Raw genomic sequence first — 16,955 nt, forward strand, 5'->3', positions numbered from 1 at the left:
CGGCACCATCGGTGCCGTCCGTGATGTACCGAGCGCGGTGTCAGGCGCGCGCGCGGCGCCAGCCGGTCTCGGTCTCCTCGACGCGGCCCTCGAGCAGCAGGATGCCGAGCGCGGCCTCGACTGCCCGCACGGACAGGCCGGCGCGGGCGGCGACGTCACTCGGGGTGCGGCGCGACCGCCGAGTGAGCGCGTCGAGCACGCGCACCGCCGTGCCGTCGTCGGCCGGTGGAGCTGCGACGTCACCCGAGGAGGTCTCCAACGGTGGCCGATGCTCGACGGTCGGGGTGAGGGCGTCATCCGTCGCCCCGGACGTCGTCGGCCGCGGCGCGTCGAGATTTGATCTTCCGATCCGGGGCGATCGGGCTGGGGCGGCCACGTCGGTGGCGAGCTGGATCGCCGCGGGACCGGGCGGGAGCTCGAAGAGGGCGGGGCGGTCGGCCGTGGGGCCGAGGACGAGTTCGACGACCTCGGCCGGGGAGGTGACGCAGGTGGCGTCGTACTCGCGGAGGAGGCGGTGGCAGCCCGCCGAGGTGACGCTCGTGACGGGGCCGGGCACGGCGCCGAGGGGGCGTCCGAGGGCGGCGGCGTGGCCTGCGGTGTTGAGGGAGCCCGAGCGGTGGCCCGCCTCGACGACGACGGTGGCCCGGGTGAGCGCGGCGATCAGCCGGTTGCGCTGCAAGAAGCGCCATTTCGTGGGTGAGGCGCCGCACGGCAGCTCGGAGACCAGGGCGCCCCGGGCGGCGATGCGGAGGAGCAGGTCGTGGTGGGCCGCCGGGTAGAGGCGGTCGACGCCGCCGGCGAGGAACGCGACGGTCGTGCCGCCGCTGACGAGCGCCGCGCGGTGCGCCATCCCATCGATGCCGTACGCGCCGCCGGATACGACCGAGAAGCCGCGGTCGCTCACCCCGGCGGACAGCTCCATGGCGACGTGCTCGCCATAGTTCGTGGCGTCGCGCGACCCCACGATGGCGACCGAGCCACCGGAATGGTCCACGGCGCGGACGCTCCCCCGCACCCACAGGGCGTGGGGTGCGTGCAGGTCAAGATCGCGGCAGCCCGCGGGCCAGAGCGGGTGATTCGGCGTGAGCAGACGCGCTTCGAAGCGCGCCGCCGTCTGCAACGACGCGACGACGGCCCTCGAGGCCACGCGCGGGCGCCAGCGTTCGAGCGCTGCCGTCATCGTCTCGATCGAAACCGCTTCGACCTCACCCCGGCTCGGGTCTGCTGCGTCGGGTGAGTGGAGCTCGTCGAGCCACCGCGAGGGTTCGGCTTTGTCGATGAGCATGGTGAGCGCGCGGGCACCGCCAAGCACCGCCACGACGAGCCCCGCCATCGAATCGCCCGGCTCGGCGATGCCCGACCAGGCCGCCGCCGCGAACAGCTCGCCGGCCCCGTAGTCGTCGCCATCGAGCGTGGTGGGAGCAGTCGGAACGGGCCGCGAACTCCCGCCGCGCGACTCCGGCACCGCGACCGCACGGGCCAGCGACAGGACGAGCGACCGGTCGAGCCCGAAGAGCATCATGCCGAAACCGACTTCCGGAGGAAGAGCGCCCAGCCGACGTGGTCGGGCGTCGGGGACGGGACGGCGTCGAGGTCGGCGAGCGTCCATGCCACGCGGAGCACGCGATCGTAGCCGCGCATCGTGAGGGTGCCGCGTTCGAGGGCGCGGTCGATGGGCGCCGAGGTGGCCGGAGCCAGACGGCGGGGGCGGGAGCGGAGCCAGGCGCCGGGGACCTCGGCGTTCGTCTTCCACGGTGTCGAGGCCAGGCGCGCGCGGGCGACGGCGCGGGCGTTCTCGACGCGGGAGCGGGCCGAGGCGGTGGTGGTGCGCGGGAGGTCGTCGTCGGTCATCCGCACCGCTGAGGTGGTGACGCGGTTGACGCGCAGCTGCAGGTCGACGCGGTCGAGCAGGGGGCCCGAGAGGCGGCCGAGGTAGCGGCGGCGCGACAGCGGCGAGCAGGTGCAGGGCACGTCTCCGGCGCCGTACTGGCCGCAGGGGCACGGGTTCGCGGCCAGGACGAGCTGGAAGCGGCCCGGGAAGCGCGCCGTGGTGCTCGCACGGTGGATGACGATCGTGCCGGACTCGAGGGGCTGGCGCAGGGCGTCGAGCACCGACGACGGGAACTCCGGCGCCTCGTCGAGGAACAGGATGCCGTGGGCGGCCCGCGCCGCGGCACCCGGCCGGATGACCTTCGAGCCGCCGCCGACCAGCGCTGCCGCCGACGAGGTGTGGTGGGGGCTCTCGAGCGGCGGGCGGGTGATCAGGCCGTTCAGGGGTCGGCCCGCGAGCGACGAGACCGAGGTGACGACGAGCGACTGCTCGGCGTCGAGGTCGGGCAGGAGGGCCGGCAGCCGCTGGGCGAGCATCGTCTTGCCAGCGCCGGGCGGGCCCAGCATCAGCAGGTGGTGGCCGCCGGCCGCCGCCACCACGAGCGCCTCGACGGCGTCGGCGTTGCCCACGACGTCGGCGAGGTCTCCCTCCGGCGCAGGCGGCGCCGCAGCGGCCGGGAGCGTCAGCGGGTCGACCGAGCTCGGCTCGAGCTGCGCTCCGTGGTGGATCAGGGCGTCCCGCAGCGATGCGACCGTGACGATCTCGACGTCGGGCACGAGCAGCGCCTCGGCCGCGTTGCCGGCCGGCACGACGAAGCGCCGGTACCCCGCGGCCCGGGCCGCGACGATCGCCGGGAGCGCGCCCTGCATCGGCCGCACCCGACCGTCTAGGCTCAGCTCGCCGAGATGCACCACCGACCCGATCGCCGCCGCCGGGATGACCCCCTCGGCGGCGAGCACGGCCACGGCGATGGCGAGGTCGTAGGTCGACCCCTGCTTCGGCAGCGACGCCGGCGAGAGGTTGACGACGATCTTCTTCGCGGGGAGCGCGCAGCCGTCGTTGGCGGCTGCGGCGCGTACCCGGTCCTTCGCGTCGGAGAGCGCCGCATCCGGAAGACCGATCAGCTGGAACCCCGGTATGGCGTCGGCGATGTGGGCCTCGACCTCGACGACCGCGCCACTCAGTCCGAGCAGCGCCACGGACAGCGTTCGCGCCACCATCAGTGCACCTCCCGGAGGTGCTGCACGCTCGGTTCGCCGTGGGTCGGCCAGACGACCCCGATCACGTCGATGCGGAACGGCACGCGCCGCCCCGGATGGACCGAGGCGATGTAGGCCGCGGCGAGCAGATGCAGTCGCCGCAGCTTCGCCGAGGTGACGGCCTCGAACGGATGCCCGTAGGCCTCGGACGTTCGCGTCTTCACCTCGACGACGACGAGTGTCGGCCCGTCGCTCGCCACGATGTCGATCTCGCCGACCGGGCAGCGCCAGTTGCGCTGCACGACTTGCATGCCGATCGTGGTCAGGTGTTCGGCCGCGACGCCCTCACCGCGGCGGCCCAGTTCGTCTTTCGCCTTCATGTGTACCTCCGCGACCAAGGGTGCGGAAATGCAGCAGAAGGCAGGGCCTCAGTCGGGGATCTGTGGAGAGATCACCGGAAAGGGCAGAAGTGCAGAAGAGGCGCTGGCGGGAGCGAAACCCTACTCGTCGAGCGCGAGCTCCTTGGGCAGCTCGAAGTCCTTGCTCGACAGCTCCTCGACGTTCACGTCCTTGAACGTCAGCACCCGCACCGACTTCACGAACCGGTCGGAACGGTACACGTCCCACACCCACACGTCGTTCATCGTGAGCTCGAAGTAGAAGTCGTGCTCCGTGTCGCGGCGGGCCAGCTCGACCTCGTTGGCGAGGTAGAAGCGGCGCTCGGTCTCGATCACGTACTTGAACTGCGAGACCACGTCTCGATACTCGCGGTAGAGGGCGAGCTCGACCTCCCGGTCGTAGTCCTCGAATTCGTCTTCGTCCATCGTGGTTCCAGTCTAGGCGGCTACGCGACCGGTTCGACGCCGGGTTCCGGATGCCCGCCCACGCCTGGACGCGACCGGGACGTCTCCCCGCGCACGTCGGGTGCCGCCTCCAGCGCCGACAGCGCCGCGAGGTCGAACAGCTCCGTCGACCCGACGATCCGCGACAGCCAGGTGTGCCGGTGCAGCGCCGTCGCCCCGAGCGACACGATCGCGTCCCGGTGCTCCTCGCTGGCGTAGCCCTTGTTCCGTTCCCAGCCGTAGGCCGGATGCTCGCCCGAGTGCTCGATCATCATCCGGTCCCGCGCGACCTTCGAGATCACCGACGCCGCGGCGACCGAGGCGCAGTCGCGGTCGGCCTTGATGCGTGTGCGCACCGTCACCGGAACCGGAGCCGAGGCGCTCAGCCAGTCCCACTGCCCGTCGAGGATGATCGTGGCCGCCGAGACGTCGACCCCATCGGCCAGCAGCGACGACAGCGCTCGCCGGCCGGCGAGCCCGAGGCAGGCGCTGATGCCGAGCGTGTCGATCTCCTCGGCCGAGGCGTAGCCGACGGCGTGCGCGAGGCTCCAGGCCCGGGCGATGGGTGCGAGCTCCTCACGGCGCGGCTCGGAGAGCATCTTCGAGTCGCGCAGCCCCTTGGGCACCGACTTGGTCACACGGATGTCGATCACGCTCACGCCGACACCGACCGGCCCCGCGAGCGCACCGCGCCCGACCTCGTCGCACCCGATGATCAGACCGCTGTGCGGAGTGGCGTCGGCAGGAGCATCCTGAACCGGGGACCCGGCAGTGCGCCGCCGAGGCTTCACCAAGCCCGCGATCTCGCGCTCGAACCGAAGCGTGGGATCAGCGACCGGACTCATCGCCCCGCTCCCGGCAGCGCGGGCGCCGCAACAGCACCCCCACCGGACGAAAGAGCCGGGTATGAAAGAGCCGGAGATGACAGCGCCGCAAGCGGCTTCGCCGACTCCTCCCGCGACGGGATCCCGTCGAACACGCTCCCGTGGTTGTCGAGCCACCCCCAGTGGTCGATCGGCCAGGTCACGAGCACCGCCCGCCCCACCACGTTGGCCTCGGGCACGAACCCCTTGCCCGGCTTGTCCTGATTGAACCGCGAGTCGGCGGAGTTGTAGCGATTGTCGCCCATCACCCAGAGCGAGTCGGCCGGAACGGTGATGTCGAACGGCTCCTGCGACACGGCCGAGACGCCGTCGGGCAGCTTGAGGTAGGAGTTCTCGTCGAGCGGGATGTCGTTGACCTCCATCTGCCCGAGCGCGTTGCAGCAGACGACGTGGTCGCCGGGCAGCCCGATGACCCGCTTGATGAGGTGGTCGTTCGCGTCGTCGGCCGCGAGACCGACGCCCTCGAGCACCCAGTCGACGGCGGCGGCGAGCGGGTTCTTCGGCTGCTCGACGGTGGGCATCAGCCAGCCGCCCGGGTCTTTGAAGACGACGACGTCGCCCCGGGTGATGGGGATGAGGTTCGGCTCGAGCTGGTTCACGAGGATGCGGTCGTCGACCTGCAGCGTGTTCTCCATCGACCCCGACGGGATGTAGAACGACCGCACGAGGAACGTCTTGATCAGCACCGACGCCAGCAGCGCGATCACGAAGATGATGAGCAGGTCGCGGGCGAACAGCCACGCGCTGCGAGATCGCCCCGACCTCGAACCGGATTCCCGCCCCCCGGCGGTGTCTTCGCGTGGTTCGTGCGAGGGCACTGATGTGTCTGTCATTTAACCGCCTGAGCTCCCGAACCACTGTAGTGGTCGGGAGCTCAGGATAGCTCTCAGCGGGCCGGGCCCACGCAGAGAATGCGCAGCTTACGCGAAGCGCTTCTCCTTGATCTTGGCCTTCTTGCCACGGAGGTTGCGCAGGTAGTACAGCTTCGCGCGACGCACGTCACCGCGGGTGACGATCTCGATGTGGTCGATGACCGGGGAGTGCACGGGGAAGGTGCGCTCGACGCCGACCTGGAAGCTGACCTTGCGGACCGTGAAGGTCTCGCGGACGCCCTCGTTCTTGCGGGCGATGACGACGCCCTGGAAGACCTGGATGCGCGAGCGCGTGCCTTCGATGATGTTCACGTGCACCTTGACGGTGTCGCCGGCACGGAAGTCGGGGATGTCGCTCTTGAGCGATGCTGCATCGACGGAGTCGAGGATGTGCATGATGTGTTCGCAATCTGTACCCGCCACAGGTCGACTACGGCTTCGGTGTCAGTAGATGATGTGTGCCTGCTTGATGGTGGCTCCCCTGTGGCAGAGCCGGGCCGCGGCACAAGCGTCCATTGTGGCACACGCGAGCAGTTGCCCGCAAAGTCGGGCACACGCGAACGGATGCTCGCAAAGCCCGCCGTCAGGCGCGGGGCGACGCTCCCCGGTCGGACGTCTCGATCACGATGTACTCGCCGTCGACGCGAGGCGCCCGCACGGAACCGGGAGCACCCGCACCGGAGCCCGACGGCGTGCGCGGCATCTGCGCCCGGGCGGCCTGCGCCTCGAAGGCCGCGAGGGTCGCCCGCACGCGCTTGCGGGTCTCGACGATCAGCTCGACGATGCCGACCCAGAACAGCGCGATCAGCGCCACGACGGCGAGAGTGCCCAGCAGCGCCGTGTAGTCGGTGAAGAAGCCGACGACGATGACGAGCGCGTGCAGCACGGTGAGCAGCAGCACGTCGAGCCACGAGACGGCCTTCTCGGCGCGAACGTCTTTTCGCGCCGAGGTGACGCCCGCGACGGCGAGCATGCCGACCGTGAGCATCATCACGCCGACGATCAGCCCGAGGATCTGCCAGCCGGTGGCGGCGAAGACACCCCAGCCCACCAGGATCCAGGCGGGGAGGATCACCGCAGCGGGGAACTGCCAGTAGAAGAAGGCCCGTCGGATGAACACGGCTCCAGAGTATGCAGCCACTCCGGATGTTCGCTGTGATCCCGGTGGGTAGGGTCTCTATGAACGCAATCACCGCCCGGAAGGACCCCGCATGATCGAGCTGAAGACCCCCGCCGAGATCGAGCAGATGCGTCCGGCCGGCGCCTTCGTCGCCGAGGTGCTCACCGAGCTCGCCAAACGCGCCACCGTCGGCACGAACCTGCTGAAGCTCGACCAGATCGCGCACGAGCTGATCCGCTCCCGCGGTGCCGAGTCGTGCTACATCGACTACCACCCCTCGTTCGGCGCCTCTCCGTTCGGCAAGGTGCTCTGCACGAGCGTCAACGACGCCGTGCTGCACGGGCTCCCGCACGACTACGCGCTCCGCGACGGCGATCTGCTGAGCCTCGATTTCGCCGCCTCGGTGAACGGCTGGGTGGCCGACTCGGCGCTGTCCGTCGTCGTCGGCACGCCCAAGTCGGCGGCCGACACCACGCTGATCGAAGTCACCACCGCGGCCCTCGCCGCCGGCATCGCCGAGGCGAAGCCCGGCAATCGGCTCGGCGACATCTCGGCCGCGATCGGCGCGGTCGCCACGGCGGCCGGCTATGGCGTCAACACCGACTTCGGCGGCCACGGTGTCGGCCGCACCATGCACGGCGACCCGCACGTGCCGAACCAGGGCCGCGCCGGCCGCGGGCTGCCGCTGCGCGCCGGACTCGTGATCGCGATCGAGCCGTGGTTCCTCGAGGGCACCGACAAGATCTACACCGACAAGGACGGCTGGACCCTCCGCTCGGCCGACGGCTCGAACGGCGCCCACATGGAGCACACCGTTGCCATCACGGAGGACGGGCCGCTCGTGCTCACCGCGCGGGCGTAGGGGCGAGCATCCGTCACCCCCACCCGCAGGCCCGCGAAAGAGCGGCTACGCCGGCGGCAGCAGGTCGGGCCGCACCCGCCGCGTGCGCTCGAGCTGCTGCTCGCGCCGCCAGGTGTCGACCGCCTTGTGGTTGCCGCTCATCAGCACCGGCGGCACGTCGAGGCCGCGCCAGGAGGCGGGCTTGGTGTAGCTCGGGTACTCGAGCAGGCCGTCCTCGTGCGACTCCTCGACCAGGCTCTCTGGGTTGCCCACGACACCCGGGATGAGCCGGCCGATGGCCTCGATCATCGCCATCACGGCCACCTCTCCCCCGTTCAGCACGTAGTCGCCGATCGAGACGAGCCGCACCTCGGCGCGGGTCGCGGCGTGGTCGAACACGCGCTGGTCGATGCCCTCGTAGCGGCCGCAGCCGAACACGAGGTGGTCGCGGCCGGCCAGTTCGCGGGCCATGGCCTGCGTGAACACCGTGCCGGCCGGCGAGGGGAAGATGACGACGGGCCGGGCATCCGGATGCTCGGGCAGCACCTCGTCGAGGGCCTCACCCCAGGGCTCCGGCTTCATGACCATGCCCGCGCCGCCGCCGTAGGGCGTGTCGTCGACCGTGCGGTGACGGTCATGGGTGAAGTCGCGCAGGTTGTGCGGCACGACCTCGAGGATGCCGGTGCGCCGCGCCTTGCCGAGCAGCGAGATATCGAGCACGTCGAAGAACTCGGGGAAGATCGTGACGACGTCGATGCGCATCCCCTAAGCCTAGGCGCGCGGACATCGCCAAGAACGACGAGGACCGACACCGCATGCGGGTCGGTCCTCGTGTGGCTTGCGTTACTTCGCGTCGGCCTCGGGTGCCGACGGCTCGTCGTCCTCGGGCAGCTCCTCGAAGAGCCCGGTCGGCGGCGTGACCGTGACCACACCCGCGGCCAGGTCGACCGACGGAACGATCGCCTTGACGAACGGCACCATGACCTCGGTGCCCTCGGTCGTCTTGACGATCAACAGGTCTTGCGCCGGCATGTGCTCGACGAGCTTGACCGTGCCGATCTGCGCGCCGTCACGCTCGACGCGGAGGCCCACCAGTTGGTGGTCGTACCAGGCGTCGGGCTCGGTCGAGACGGCGTCGGCCTCGTCGAGGTCGATCCAGAGGATGGCCTTGACCAGGCCCTCGGCCGCCGTGCGGTCGGAGACGCCCTTGAAGAATCCCACCGGATGCCCGTTGTAGAGGCGGAGTTCGGAGAGCTCCAGGGTCTTGCCGTGCCAGGGCGACGAGGTCGGCACCTGGAGCGTGAACACCGCGCCCGGAACGAAGCGTCGTTCCGGGTCGTCGGTGAACAGCTCCAGCTTGATCGCGCCCTTGAGCCCGTGGGCCTTCGTGAGTCGACCCACCCGGAGTTGGGTCTTGCTGTTCTCAGTAATCGGTGTCCACCACGTCTACACGAACGCGCCGGCCGTCGGCCAGAGCGGTGACGAGGGTGCGCAGCGCCTTGGCGGTGCGACCGGAACGGCCGATCACGCGGCCGAGGTCATCGGGGTTCACACGAACCTCGAGGACCTCGCCACGTGGTGAGCTCTTCGTGATGACCCGGACGTCGCCCGGGTTGTCGACGATCCCCTTGACGAGGTGCTCGAGAGCAGGAGCGAGCAAGGTCAGGCCTTGTCCGCAGCGTCTTCGGCCGCTTCGACGGCGACCTCGTTGGCCTCGGCGTCGGTCGCGGCGGCGGCCTCGGCGTCAGCGGCGGCCTCGGCCTCGACGGCCTTGGGCTCAGCGGCCTTCGGCTTCAGCACGGGCTTCTTCTTCTCGTCGGCGACGAAGGCTTCCTTCTCGCCCTTGACGCGCACGGTGGAGACCGCGTCCTTGTCGCCCTTGAACTTGCCCCAGTCGCCGGTGAGCTTCAGCAGCGCGGCGACCTGCTCGGTGGGCTGGGCGCCGACGCCGAGCCAGTACTGGGCACGCTCGGAGTCGACCTTGATGACCGAGGGCTCCTCGGTCGGGTGGTACAGACCGATCTCCTCGATGACGCGACCGTCGCGCTTGGTGCGCGAGTCGGCGACGACGATGCGGTAGTAGGGCGCACGGATCTTGCCGAGACGCTTCAGACGGATTTTGACAGCCACAATTCTCCTGTGTGATCTATGAGGTGGGCGAACTGGGGGCCGTGAGCGTGGGGGCACACTCGGCACAAGCTCTGAGGGAATCCACTCCGCCTGATTAGAGGGTCGGGCGGGGGCAGACTCGACTGGCTATTCTGACAGATATCGCGCCCAAAGCGGTAATTCTGGAAAGGCAGCTGCATGGAGATCTCCTTCGCCCCCTCGGAGCGATCGACCCTCGGCATCGAATGGGAGGTCGCGCTGGTCGAGCAGAGCTCAGGAGATCTGGTGTCGGTGGCCGCCGATGTGCTCGAGGCGCTCCGCCAGGACGACGGTGCGGAGCATCCGCAGATCACCGGCGAACTGCTGCTCAACACGGTCGAGCTCGTCAGCGGGGTGCACCACCGGGTGGCGGATGCGGTCGCCGACCTGCAGGGCCAGCTGGCCGAGGTGCGCGCCATCACCGATTCCCTCGACGTCGAGGTGATGTGCGCCGGGTCGCACCCGTTCGGGCAGTGGTTCGACCAGACCGTCACCGACAAGGAGCGCTACCACAAGCTGATCGACCGCACCCAGTGGTGGGGCCGGAACATGATGATCTGGGGCATCCACGTGCATGTCGGCATCGACGACCGCGACAAGGCGCTGCCGATCGTGAACTCGCTGCTCAACTACTACCCGCACCTGCAGGCCCTCAGCGCCTCGAGCCCGTTCTGGGGCGGCGTGAACACCGGCTACGCCTCGAACCGGGCGCTGATGTTCCAGCAGCTGCCGACGGCGGGGCTGCCCTACCAGTTCGGCTCGTGGGCGAACTACGAGGAGTACGTCGACGATCTGCTGCGCACCGGGGTAATCAGCGATCACACGGAGGTGCGCTGGGACATCCGGCCGAGCCCGCAGTGGGGCACGGTCGAGATGCGCGCCTGCGACGGGCTGTCGAGCCCCGAGGAGATCGGGGCGGTGGCGGCACTCATCCAGTGCCTCGTCGACGACATGTCGGCGCGCCTCGACGCCGGGGAGGAGCTGCCGACGATGCAGCCCTGGTACGTGCGCGAGAACAAGTGGCGGGCCGCCCGCTACGGCATGGACGCCGAGATCATCCTGAACTCCGCCGGCGACGAGCAGCTAGTGACCGAGGCAGTGGCCGGCGAGCTCGAGCGGCTCGCCCCGGTCGCCGAGCGGCTCGGATGCGCGGCGGAGCTGGATCAGGTGAACCTGATCCTCGAGCACGGCGCGAGCTACCAGCGGCAGTTGCGGGTCGCCGAGGCGAACGGCGGGAGCCTCAAGGCGGTCGTGGCGTCGCTCACGCGGGAGCTGCGGCACGGGCTCGCCTGAGCATCCGCCCGCCCGCTAGCTCGTGACCGAGTCGCGCCAGGCGATCAGCTCGTGACCGAGTCGCGCCAGGCGATCAGCTCGCGCACGCCCTGCATGTCGAGCTCGGGTGCGGTGATGCCGAGCGTGAACAGCGTGACGCCAAGCTCGAGCTGCCGGTCCATGTCGGGCAGCGCGTCGCCCCGGGCACCGCGGGTGCCGACCGAGATCTCGATCTCGGACATCGGACGCTCGACCTTCTCGCACCACTCGCCGAGGATGCCGAGCTTGCGCTCGAGCGTCTCGGTGTCGGCGAAGGAGTGCCAGATGTCGGCGTGCTGGGCGACGATGCGGAGGGTCTTCTTCTCTCCGCCGCCGCCGATCAGCACCGGGATGTCGCGGGTGGGCGCCGGATTGAGCTTCGCCCAGCGCGCCTCGATGCGGGGCAGGGCCTCCGACAGCGCATCCAGCCGCTGGCCGGCCGTGCCGAACTCGTAGCCGTACTCGTCGTAGTCGCGCTCGAACCAGCCCGAGCCGATGCCGAAGATCAGCCGGCCGGTGTCGCCGTCGTGCGCGCTGATGTGGTCGACGGTGCGGGCCATGTCGGCCAGCAGGTCGGGGTTGCGGTAGCTGTTGCAGGTGACCAGCGGGCCGAACTCGATGCGGGTGGTCTGCTCGGCCCAGGCGGCGAGCATCGTCCAGCCCTCGAAGTGCAGCCCGTCGGGCTCGCCCGAGAGCGGGTAGAAGTGATCCCAGTTGAAGGCGATGTCGACGCCGAGGTCTTCGAGCTCGGCGAGGGTGTCGCGGATGGTGGCGTAGGAGGCGTGCTGCGGAGCGATCTGCACGCCGACGCGCACAGGGCGGGAGGTGGTCGTCATGGTGCCAGCATAGGCACCTCGCGGGCCGCCTAGCGGAGGAAGCGCTGCAGGGCCTCGAGCTCCTCGGGGCTCGGGTTCTGCTCACCCTTCGGACCCTTCGAGCCGAGACCGAATCCTGCACCGCCGCCCGAGCCGGCCGCGATGGCCGGCTTCTCGCCGGTGGCTCGCGCCGCGTTCTCGGCGGCGCGCTTCGCGGGGTTGCCCGAACGCGATCCACTCTTCTTCTTGGCCTGCGCCTTCCCGCGCCCACCGCCGAAGCCGGCACCCGGGATGGGGCCCATGCCCGGGACGTTCGGCACTCCGCCCTTGGCGACCGTCTTCATCATCTTCGAGGCCTGCTCGAAGCGCTGCACGAGCTGGTTCACGTCGGTGACGGTCATGCCCGAACCGCGGGCGATGCGCAGGCGCCGCGAGCCGTTCAGCAGCTTCGGGTTGGTGCGCTCGGCCTTGGTCATCGACTGGATGATCGCCTCGGTGCGCACGATCTCCTTCTCGTCGAAGTTGTCGAGCTGCTCCTTCAGGCCGCCGGCGCCGGGCAGCATGCTCATCATCTTCTTGATCGAGCCGACGTTGCGCAGCTGCTGCATCTGCTTCAGGAAGTCGTCGAGCGTGAAGCTGTCGGTCGCGAACTTCTCGGCGACCTTGCGGGCCTCCTCCTCGTCGAAGGCGCCCTGCGCCTGCTCGATCAGCGAGAGGATGTCACCGAGATCCAGGATGCGCGAGGCCATCCGGTCGGGGTGGAAGGGCTCGAAGGCGTCGAGCGTCTCGCCCGTGGAGGCGAAGATGATGGGTCGGCCGGTGACCGAGGCCACCGAGAGCGCGGCACCGCCTCGGGCGTCGCCGTCGAGCTTCGTGAGCACGACACCGGTGAAGTCCACGCCGTCCTGGAAGGCGCGGGCCGTGGCCACGGCGTCCTGACCGATCATCGCGTCGATGACGAACAGCACCTCGTCGGGGTCGACGGCCTTGCGGATGTCGGCGGCCTGCTTCATCATCTCGGCGTCGACACCGAGGCGACCGGCGGTGTCGATGATGACCGTGTCGTACTGCTTGTCGATCGCGTACTTGATCGAGTCCTTCGCCACGCGCACCGGGTTGCCGACACCGTTGCCGGGCTCGGGGGCGTAGACCGGCACGCCGGCCTGGCCGCCGACGATCTGCAGCTGGTTCACCGCGTTGGGGCGCTGGAGGTCGGCCGCGACGAGGATCGGGGTGTGGTTCTCCTTGGCGAGCCAGCGCGCGAGCTTGCCCGCGAGCGTCGTCTTACCGGCACCCTGGAGGCCGGCGAGCATGATGACGGTCGGCGGCTTCTTCGCGAACTCGAGGCGGCGCTGCTGCCCGCCGAGGATCTGCACGAGCTCCTCGTTGACGATCTGCACGACCTGCTGAGCGGGGTTCAGCGCCCGGTTGACCTCGTCGCCGAGGGCGCGCTCGCGCACCTTGCCGGTGAACTCCTTGACGACCTCGAGCGCGACGTCGGCGTCGAGCAGGGCGCGCCGGATCTCACGCACGGTGCTGTCGACGTCGGCCGGGCTCAGCTTGCCCTTCGTGCGGAGGTTCTTGAAGGTTTCGGCGAGCCTGTCCGAGAGATTTCCAAAAGTAGCCATCGTGCGCCTAGTTTAACCGCTCCGCCGCGCGGCCGACGCGCGCTCAGGGCGAACGCCGCCCGGCGCCCTTCTCAGCCGTCGTGCAACTGGTTAACGTAAAATAAATAGTTGGTCGACGGAAGGGGGACGCATGAGCGCGATGTTCCGTTCCCTGGCCAGCATCGACTACCGCATCTGGTTCGCCGGCGCCCTCGTCTCGAACGTCGGCACCTGGATGCAGCGCACCGCGCAGGACTGGATCGTCCTGACCGAGCTGAGCGACCACGACGCCGTCGCCCTCGGCATCACGACCGCGCTGCAGTTCCTCCCCCAGCTGCTGCTGGTGCCCTTCTCGGGGCTGATCGCCGACCGGCTCGACCGCCGTCGCACCCTGATGGTGACGCAGCTCGCCATGGGGCTGCTGGGCGCCGGGCTCGGCGTCATCGTGCTCGCCGGCCTCGCCCAGCTCTGGATCGTCTACCTCTTCGCCCTGCTGCTCGGCGTCGCCGCCGCGGTCGACGCCCCGGTGCGCCAGACCTTCGTCTCCGACCTCGTGGCCGGCCCGAATCTCGGCAACGCCGTCGCCCTGAACTCGGCCTCGTTCAACGCCGCCCGCACGATCGGCCCGGCCGTCGCGGGACTGCTGGTCGCCGGCATCGGCGCGGGCTGGGTCTTCCTGCTGAACGCCATCACGTTCGCGGCGGTGCTCGCCTCGCTCGTCGCCATCCGTCGCGACCGCCTCGTGCAGGTTCCGCGGGCACCGCGGGCCAAGGGGCAGCTGCTCGAGGGATTCCGCTACGTCAGGCGGCGGCCCGATCTGCTGATCGTGTTCGCGGTGGTGTTCATCATGGGCACGTTCGGCTTCAACTACCAGATCTTCACCTCGACCATGGCGACCGTCACCTTCGGCCTGGACTCGGCGGGCTTCGGCATCCTGACCTCGGTGATGGCGGTCGGCTCGGTGGCCGGGGCGCTGCTCTCGGCGAGCCGGGACAAGCCCCGGATGCGGCTGGTGTTCATCTCGTGCGGCATCTTCGCGGTGGCCGCCGTCGCCGCGGCCCTGGCGCCCTCGCTCGTGCTGTTCGGTTTGGCGATCGTGCTGATCGGCTTCGCCGGCCAGGTGATGATCACCACCGCCAACGGAACCGTTCAGACGAGCACCGACCCGCTGATGCGCGGGCGGGTGATGGCGCTGTACATGGCCATTCTGATGGGCGGCACGCCGATCGGGGCTCCGCTGATCGGGGCCGTGTCGAACACGCTCGGGCCGCGGTGGGGGCTCGGGGTGGCCGCCGTCGCGGGGTTCGCGGCGTTCGCCGCCGGGGTGGTGTGGCTGGCGGTGTACCGCCGGGCGCGCATCCGTCGCCTGGGGCACGGGCTGGGGTCGCGGCTGCGGGTGGTGTACGGCGAGGGCGACCGGATGGCCGCGGCCGTGACGGCGACCGGGTCGTTCCGGGCGGTCAGGCCGCGGGAGGAGCTGGCGGAGGATCTGTCGCTCGACGAGGCGGACGCGCGGCGGGGGTGAGTGCTTCTCGCCGCTGTCGGTGGGGTCTGCTTGAGTGGTCGTATGCGCCACGGAATCGTCGTCCTGCCCCAGTACCCGTGGCCCGAGATGCGGCGCCGCTGGCAGCTCGCGGAGGAGCTGGGCTTCGACAGCGCCTACACCTACGACCATCTCTCGTGGCGGTCGCTCGCCGACGAGCCCTGGGGCGCGACCGTGCCCACGCTGGCGGCAGCCGCGGTGGTGACGTCGCGCATCCGGCTGGGCACCTTCGTGGCGTCGCCCAACTACCGGCACCCCGTGCCGTTCGCGAAGGAGCTCGCCGCGCTCGACGAGCTCTCGGGCGGGCGGCTGACCGTCGGCCTCGGTTCGGGCGGCACCGGCTTCGACGCCACCGTGCTCGGCGCCGAGGTGCTGCCGCCGCGCGCGCGGCAGGAGCGCTTCACCGAGTTCGTCGCGCTGCTCGACGAGTTGCTGCGCTTCGAGACCCCCGGTTCGGGCGGTGTCTCGGCGACCGGGTCCTTCTACACGGCTCAGGATGCTCGGATGGTCGGCTCCCCGTCGCAGCAACCGCGCGCCCCCTTCGTGATCGGGGGCAACGGGCCGAAGGGTCTGGCGCTGGTGGCCCGCTTCGGTCAGGGCTGGGTGACTACCGGGCGCGACGGGGCCACCGGTTCATCGTGGTGGGCCTCCGTCGAGGAGCAGTGCAGCCGCCTCGACGACGCCCTTTCGGCAGCAGGACGCGACCCCTCGTCTCTCTCACGTCACCTGTCGCTCGACAGCGGCGGCACCTACTCACTCTCGAGCATGGACGCGTTCGAGGAGCTCACCGGGCGGGCGGCGGAGCTCGGCTTCACCGACGTGGTCAGCCACTGGCCCCGCGAGTCGGGCATCTACGCCGGACGCGAGGAGGTCTTGGTCGAGGCGGCCTCCCGCTTCGCCGCCCACGGGTAGCGTGGAGGGGTGGAGTTCGCGACCAATCCCCAGGACGGCGCTCGCATCGCGTACCGGCACCTGGTGCCTACGGGTGCGCACCCGGGAGTCCCGGACGGCGGCGACGCCCGCGCGGCCGAAATGGCCCACGGGGCCGACCCTGTCGACGCGGCCCACTCGCCTGGGGCAGCCGATTCGGCCCACGCGGCCAACGCTGCCGATGCGGCCCACTCTGCCCGGTCTGCCCACGCTGTCGATTCAGCCCACCCTGCCGGAGCCGCCATTGCTGCCGACGCGGCCCTGCCGATCGTGCTCGTGCACGGCACGGCCCTGTCGCAGGCGATCTGGCGCGGCTTCGGCTACCTGAAGGCGTTCGCGCCCACCCGCGCCGTCGTCACGCTCGACCTCCGCGGCCACGGCCGCAGCGCCAAGCCGCACGACGCCGCCGCCTACGACATGGGCCGCTTCGTCGACGACGTCGTCGCCGTGCTCGACGCCCTCGGCATCGCCCGCGCGCACTACCTCGGCTACTCCCTTGGCGCACGCGTCGGCTTCTCGCTCTCCGCCTCCCACCCCGACCGCCTGGCGAGCTTCATCAGTGTCGCCGGCGCCCCGGGCACCGGTGCAGGCACCTTCGACCGCGTCTTCTTCGACGGCAGCATCAGCGCGCTCGAGCGCGGCGGCATGGAGGGCTTCCTCGCCGAGTGGCAGCGCGCGACCGGGTCACCGGTCGACCCGATCACCCGCACGGCGTTCCTCGCGAACGACGCCCCGGCCCTGGCCGCCTACATGCGCGAGACCGAACGCCAGGCAACCGTGCCCGACGAGGCGATCCGCGCCTTCCCGATGCCGCTCCTGCTGCTCGCCGGCACCCGCGACCGCCCGCGTCTCCGCGCCGCCGAGCACGTGCAGGCACTGTTCCCGGCGGCCGAGCTGACGCTCCTCGACGGCGCCACCCACGCCGACACCCCGCGCCACCCGGGCGCCCTCCCGGCGATCACCGACTTCCTAGCCCGCCACCCTGCCTGAGCCGCATCCCGCCGCCCCATCG

General features: G+C 70.5%; 19 protein-coding genes. 5 read left to right on the plus strand and 14 right to left on the minus strand.

Annotated elements, in window-relative coordinates; genetic code table 11:
* Positions 1-40 precede the first annotated feature (40 nt).
* From dprA to NVV95_RS07950, 8 genes are all read right to left on the minus strand, one after another.
* A complete protein-coding gene (gene dprA / locus NVV95_RS07915; protein WP_259486009.1) occupies positions 41-1,522 on the minus strand; it encodes a DNA-processing protein DprA in 1,482 nt (493 codons plus the stop codon).
* Entirely contained in the window at positions 1,519-3,054 is a 1,536-nt protein-coding gene (locus NVV95_RS07920; RefSeq protein WP_259486464.1) for a YifB family Mg chelatase-like AAA ATPase, read from the minus strand. Before NVV95_RS07920 ends, dprA begins: the two co-directional genes overlap by 4 nt.
* Positions 3,051-3,410 carry a YraN family protein gene (locus tag NVV95_RS07925; RefSeq protein WP_259486010.1) on the minus strand — a complete coding sequence of 120 codons (360 nt, stop codon included), beginning with the start codon at positions 3,408-3,410 and terminating at the stop codon, positions 3,051-3,053. The genes NVV95_RS07920 and NVV95_RS07925 overlap by 4 nt, the downstream gene beginning before the upstream one ends.
* 120 nt (positions 3,411-3,530) lie before the next feature.
* On the minus strand, positions 3,531-3,854 hold the full coding sequence (locus NVV95_RS07930; protein WP_022898285.1) for a DUF2469 domain-containing protein: 324 nt from the start codon (positions 3,852-3,854) through the stop codon (positions 3,531-3,533).
* Positions 3,855-3,874: 20 nt separating this feature from the next.
* The gene (gene rnhB, locus NVV95_RS07935; RefSeq protein ID WP_310796058.1) at positions 3,875-4,717 is read right to left on the minus strand and encodes a ribonuclease HII; all 843 of its coding nucleotides are present in this window, start codon (positions 4,715-4,717) and stop codon (positions 3,875-3,877) included.
* Positions 4,714-5,589 carry a signal peptidase I gene (lepB, locus tag NVV95_RS07940; protein WP_259486011.1) on the minus strand — a complete coding sequence of 292 codons (876 nt, stop codon included), beginning with the start codon at positions 5,587-5,589 and terminating at the stop codon, positions 4,714-4,716. Before lepB ends, rnhB begins: the two co-directional genes overlap by 4 nt.
* 87 nt (positions 5,590-5,676) lie before the next feature.
* Positions 5,677-6,024, minus strand: coding sequence for a 50S ribosomal protein L19 (gene rplS, locus NVV95_RS07945; RefSeq protein WP_194678889.1), 348 nt, complete (start codon positions 6,022-6,024; stop codon positions 5,677-5,679).
* A 187-nt stretch (positions 6,025-6,211) separates the two neighbouring features.
* Positions 6,212-6,748 carry a hypothetical protein gene (locus tag NVV95_RS07950; RefSeq protein ID WP_259486012.1) on the minus strand — a complete coding sequence of 179 codons (537 nt, stop codon included), beginning with the start codon at positions 6,746-6,748 and terminating at the stop codon, positions 6,212-6,214.
* Between the two features lie 91 nt (positions 6,749-6,839).
* On the opposite strand from NVV95_RS07950, the gene map reads away from it, so the two are divergent.
* The gene (gene map / locus NVV95_RS07955) at positions 6,840-7,610 is read left to right on the plus strand and encodes a type I methionyl aminopeptidase (protein WP_259486013.1); all 771 of its coding nucleotides are present in this window, start codon (positions 6,840-6,842) and stop codon (positions 7,608-7,610) included.
* Between the two features lie 45 nt (positions 7,611-7,655).
* Here map and trmD read toward each other — a convergent pair whose 3' ends face one another.
* The 4 genes from trmD to rpsP form a co-directional block, all read right to left on the minus strand.
* Positions 7,656-8,351, minus strand: a complete 696-nt coding sequence (trmD, locus tag NVV95_RS07960) for a tRNA (guanosine(37)-N1)-methyltransferase TrmD (RefSeq protein WP_259486014.1) — start codon at positions 8,349-8,351, stop codon at positions 7,656-7,658.
* 81 nt (positions 8,352-8,432) lie between these two features.
* Entirely contained in the window at positions 8,433-8,990 is a 558-nt protein-coding gene (gene rimM / locus NVV95_RS07965; RefSeq protein ID WP_259486015.1) for a ribosome maturation factor RimM, read from the minus strand.
* A 22-nt stretch (positions 8,991-9,012) separates the two neighbouring features.
* Positions 9,013-9,249: an RNA-binding protein gene (locus NVV95_RS07970; protein WP_173183736.1), complete on the minus strand. Its 237-nt coding sequence runs from the start codon at positions 9,247-9,249 to the stop codon at positions 9,013-9,015.
* A 2-nt stretch (positions 9,250-9,251) separates the two neighbouring features.
* A complete protein-coding gene (gene rpsP, locus NVV95_RS07975; RefSeq protein WP_259486016.1) occupies positions 9,252-9,719 on the minus strand; it encodes a 30S ribosomal protein S16 in 468 nt (155 codons plus the stop codon).
* Between the two features lie 177 nt (positions 9,720-9,896).
* Here rpsP and NVV95_RS07980 point away from each other — a divergent pair, with 177 nt between their 5' ends.
* A complete protein-coding gene (locus tag NVV95_RS07980) occupies positions 9,897-11,030 on the plus strand; it encodes a glutamate--cysteine ligase (protein ID WP_259486017.1) in 1,134 nt (377 codons plus the stop codon).
* Positions 11,031-11,074: 44 nt separating this feature from the next.
* Here NVV95_RS07980 and NVV95_RS07985 read toward each other — a convergent pair whose 3' ends face one another.
* A complete protein-coding gene (locus NVV95_RS07985; protein ID WP_259486018.1) occupies positions 11,075-11,884 on the minus strand; it encodes an LLM class F420-dependent oxidoreductase in 810 nt (269 codons plus the stop codon).
* Positions 11,885-11,913: 29 nt separating this feature from the next.
* On the minus strand, positions 11,914-13,491 hold the full coding sequence (gene ffh / locus NVV95_RS07990; protein WP_259486019.1) for a signal recognition particle protein: 1,578 nt from the start codon (positions 13,489-13,491) through the stop codon (positions 11,914-11,916).
* A 130-nt stretch (positions 13,492-13,621) separates the two neighbouring features.
* On the opposite strand from ffh, the gene NVV95_RS07995 reads away from it, so the two are divergent.
* The 3 genes from NVV95_RS07995 (at position 13,622) to NVV95_RS08005 (ending at position 16,933) form a co-directional block, all read left to right on the plus strand.
* Positions 13,622-14,995, plus strand: coding sequence for an MFS transporter (locus NVV95_RS07995; RefSeq protein ID WP_259486020.1), 1,374 nt, complete (start codon positions 13,622-13,624; stop codon positions 14,993-14,995).
* 42 nt (positions 14,996-15,037) lie between these two features.
* On the plus strand, positions 15,038-15,925 hold the full coding sequence (locus NVV95_RS08000; protein ID WP_259486021.1) for an LLM class flavin-dependent oxidoreductase: 888 nt from the start codon (positions 15,038-15,040) through the stop codon (positions 15,923-15,925).
* Positions 15,926-16,219: 294 nt separating this feature from the next.
* Positions 16,220-16,933, plus strand: a complete 714-nt coding sequence (locus tag NVV95_RS08005) for an alpha/beta fold hydrolase (RefSeq protein WP_259486022.1) — start codon at positions 16,220-16,222, stop codon at positions 16,931-16,933.
* Positions 16,934-16,955 lie beyond the last annotated feature (22 nt).

This window comes from Herbiconiux gentiana, from assembly GCF_024978135.1.
GTDB lineage: Bacteria > Actinomycetota > Actinomycetes > Actinomycetales > Microbacteriaceae > Herbiconiux > Herbiconiux gentiana.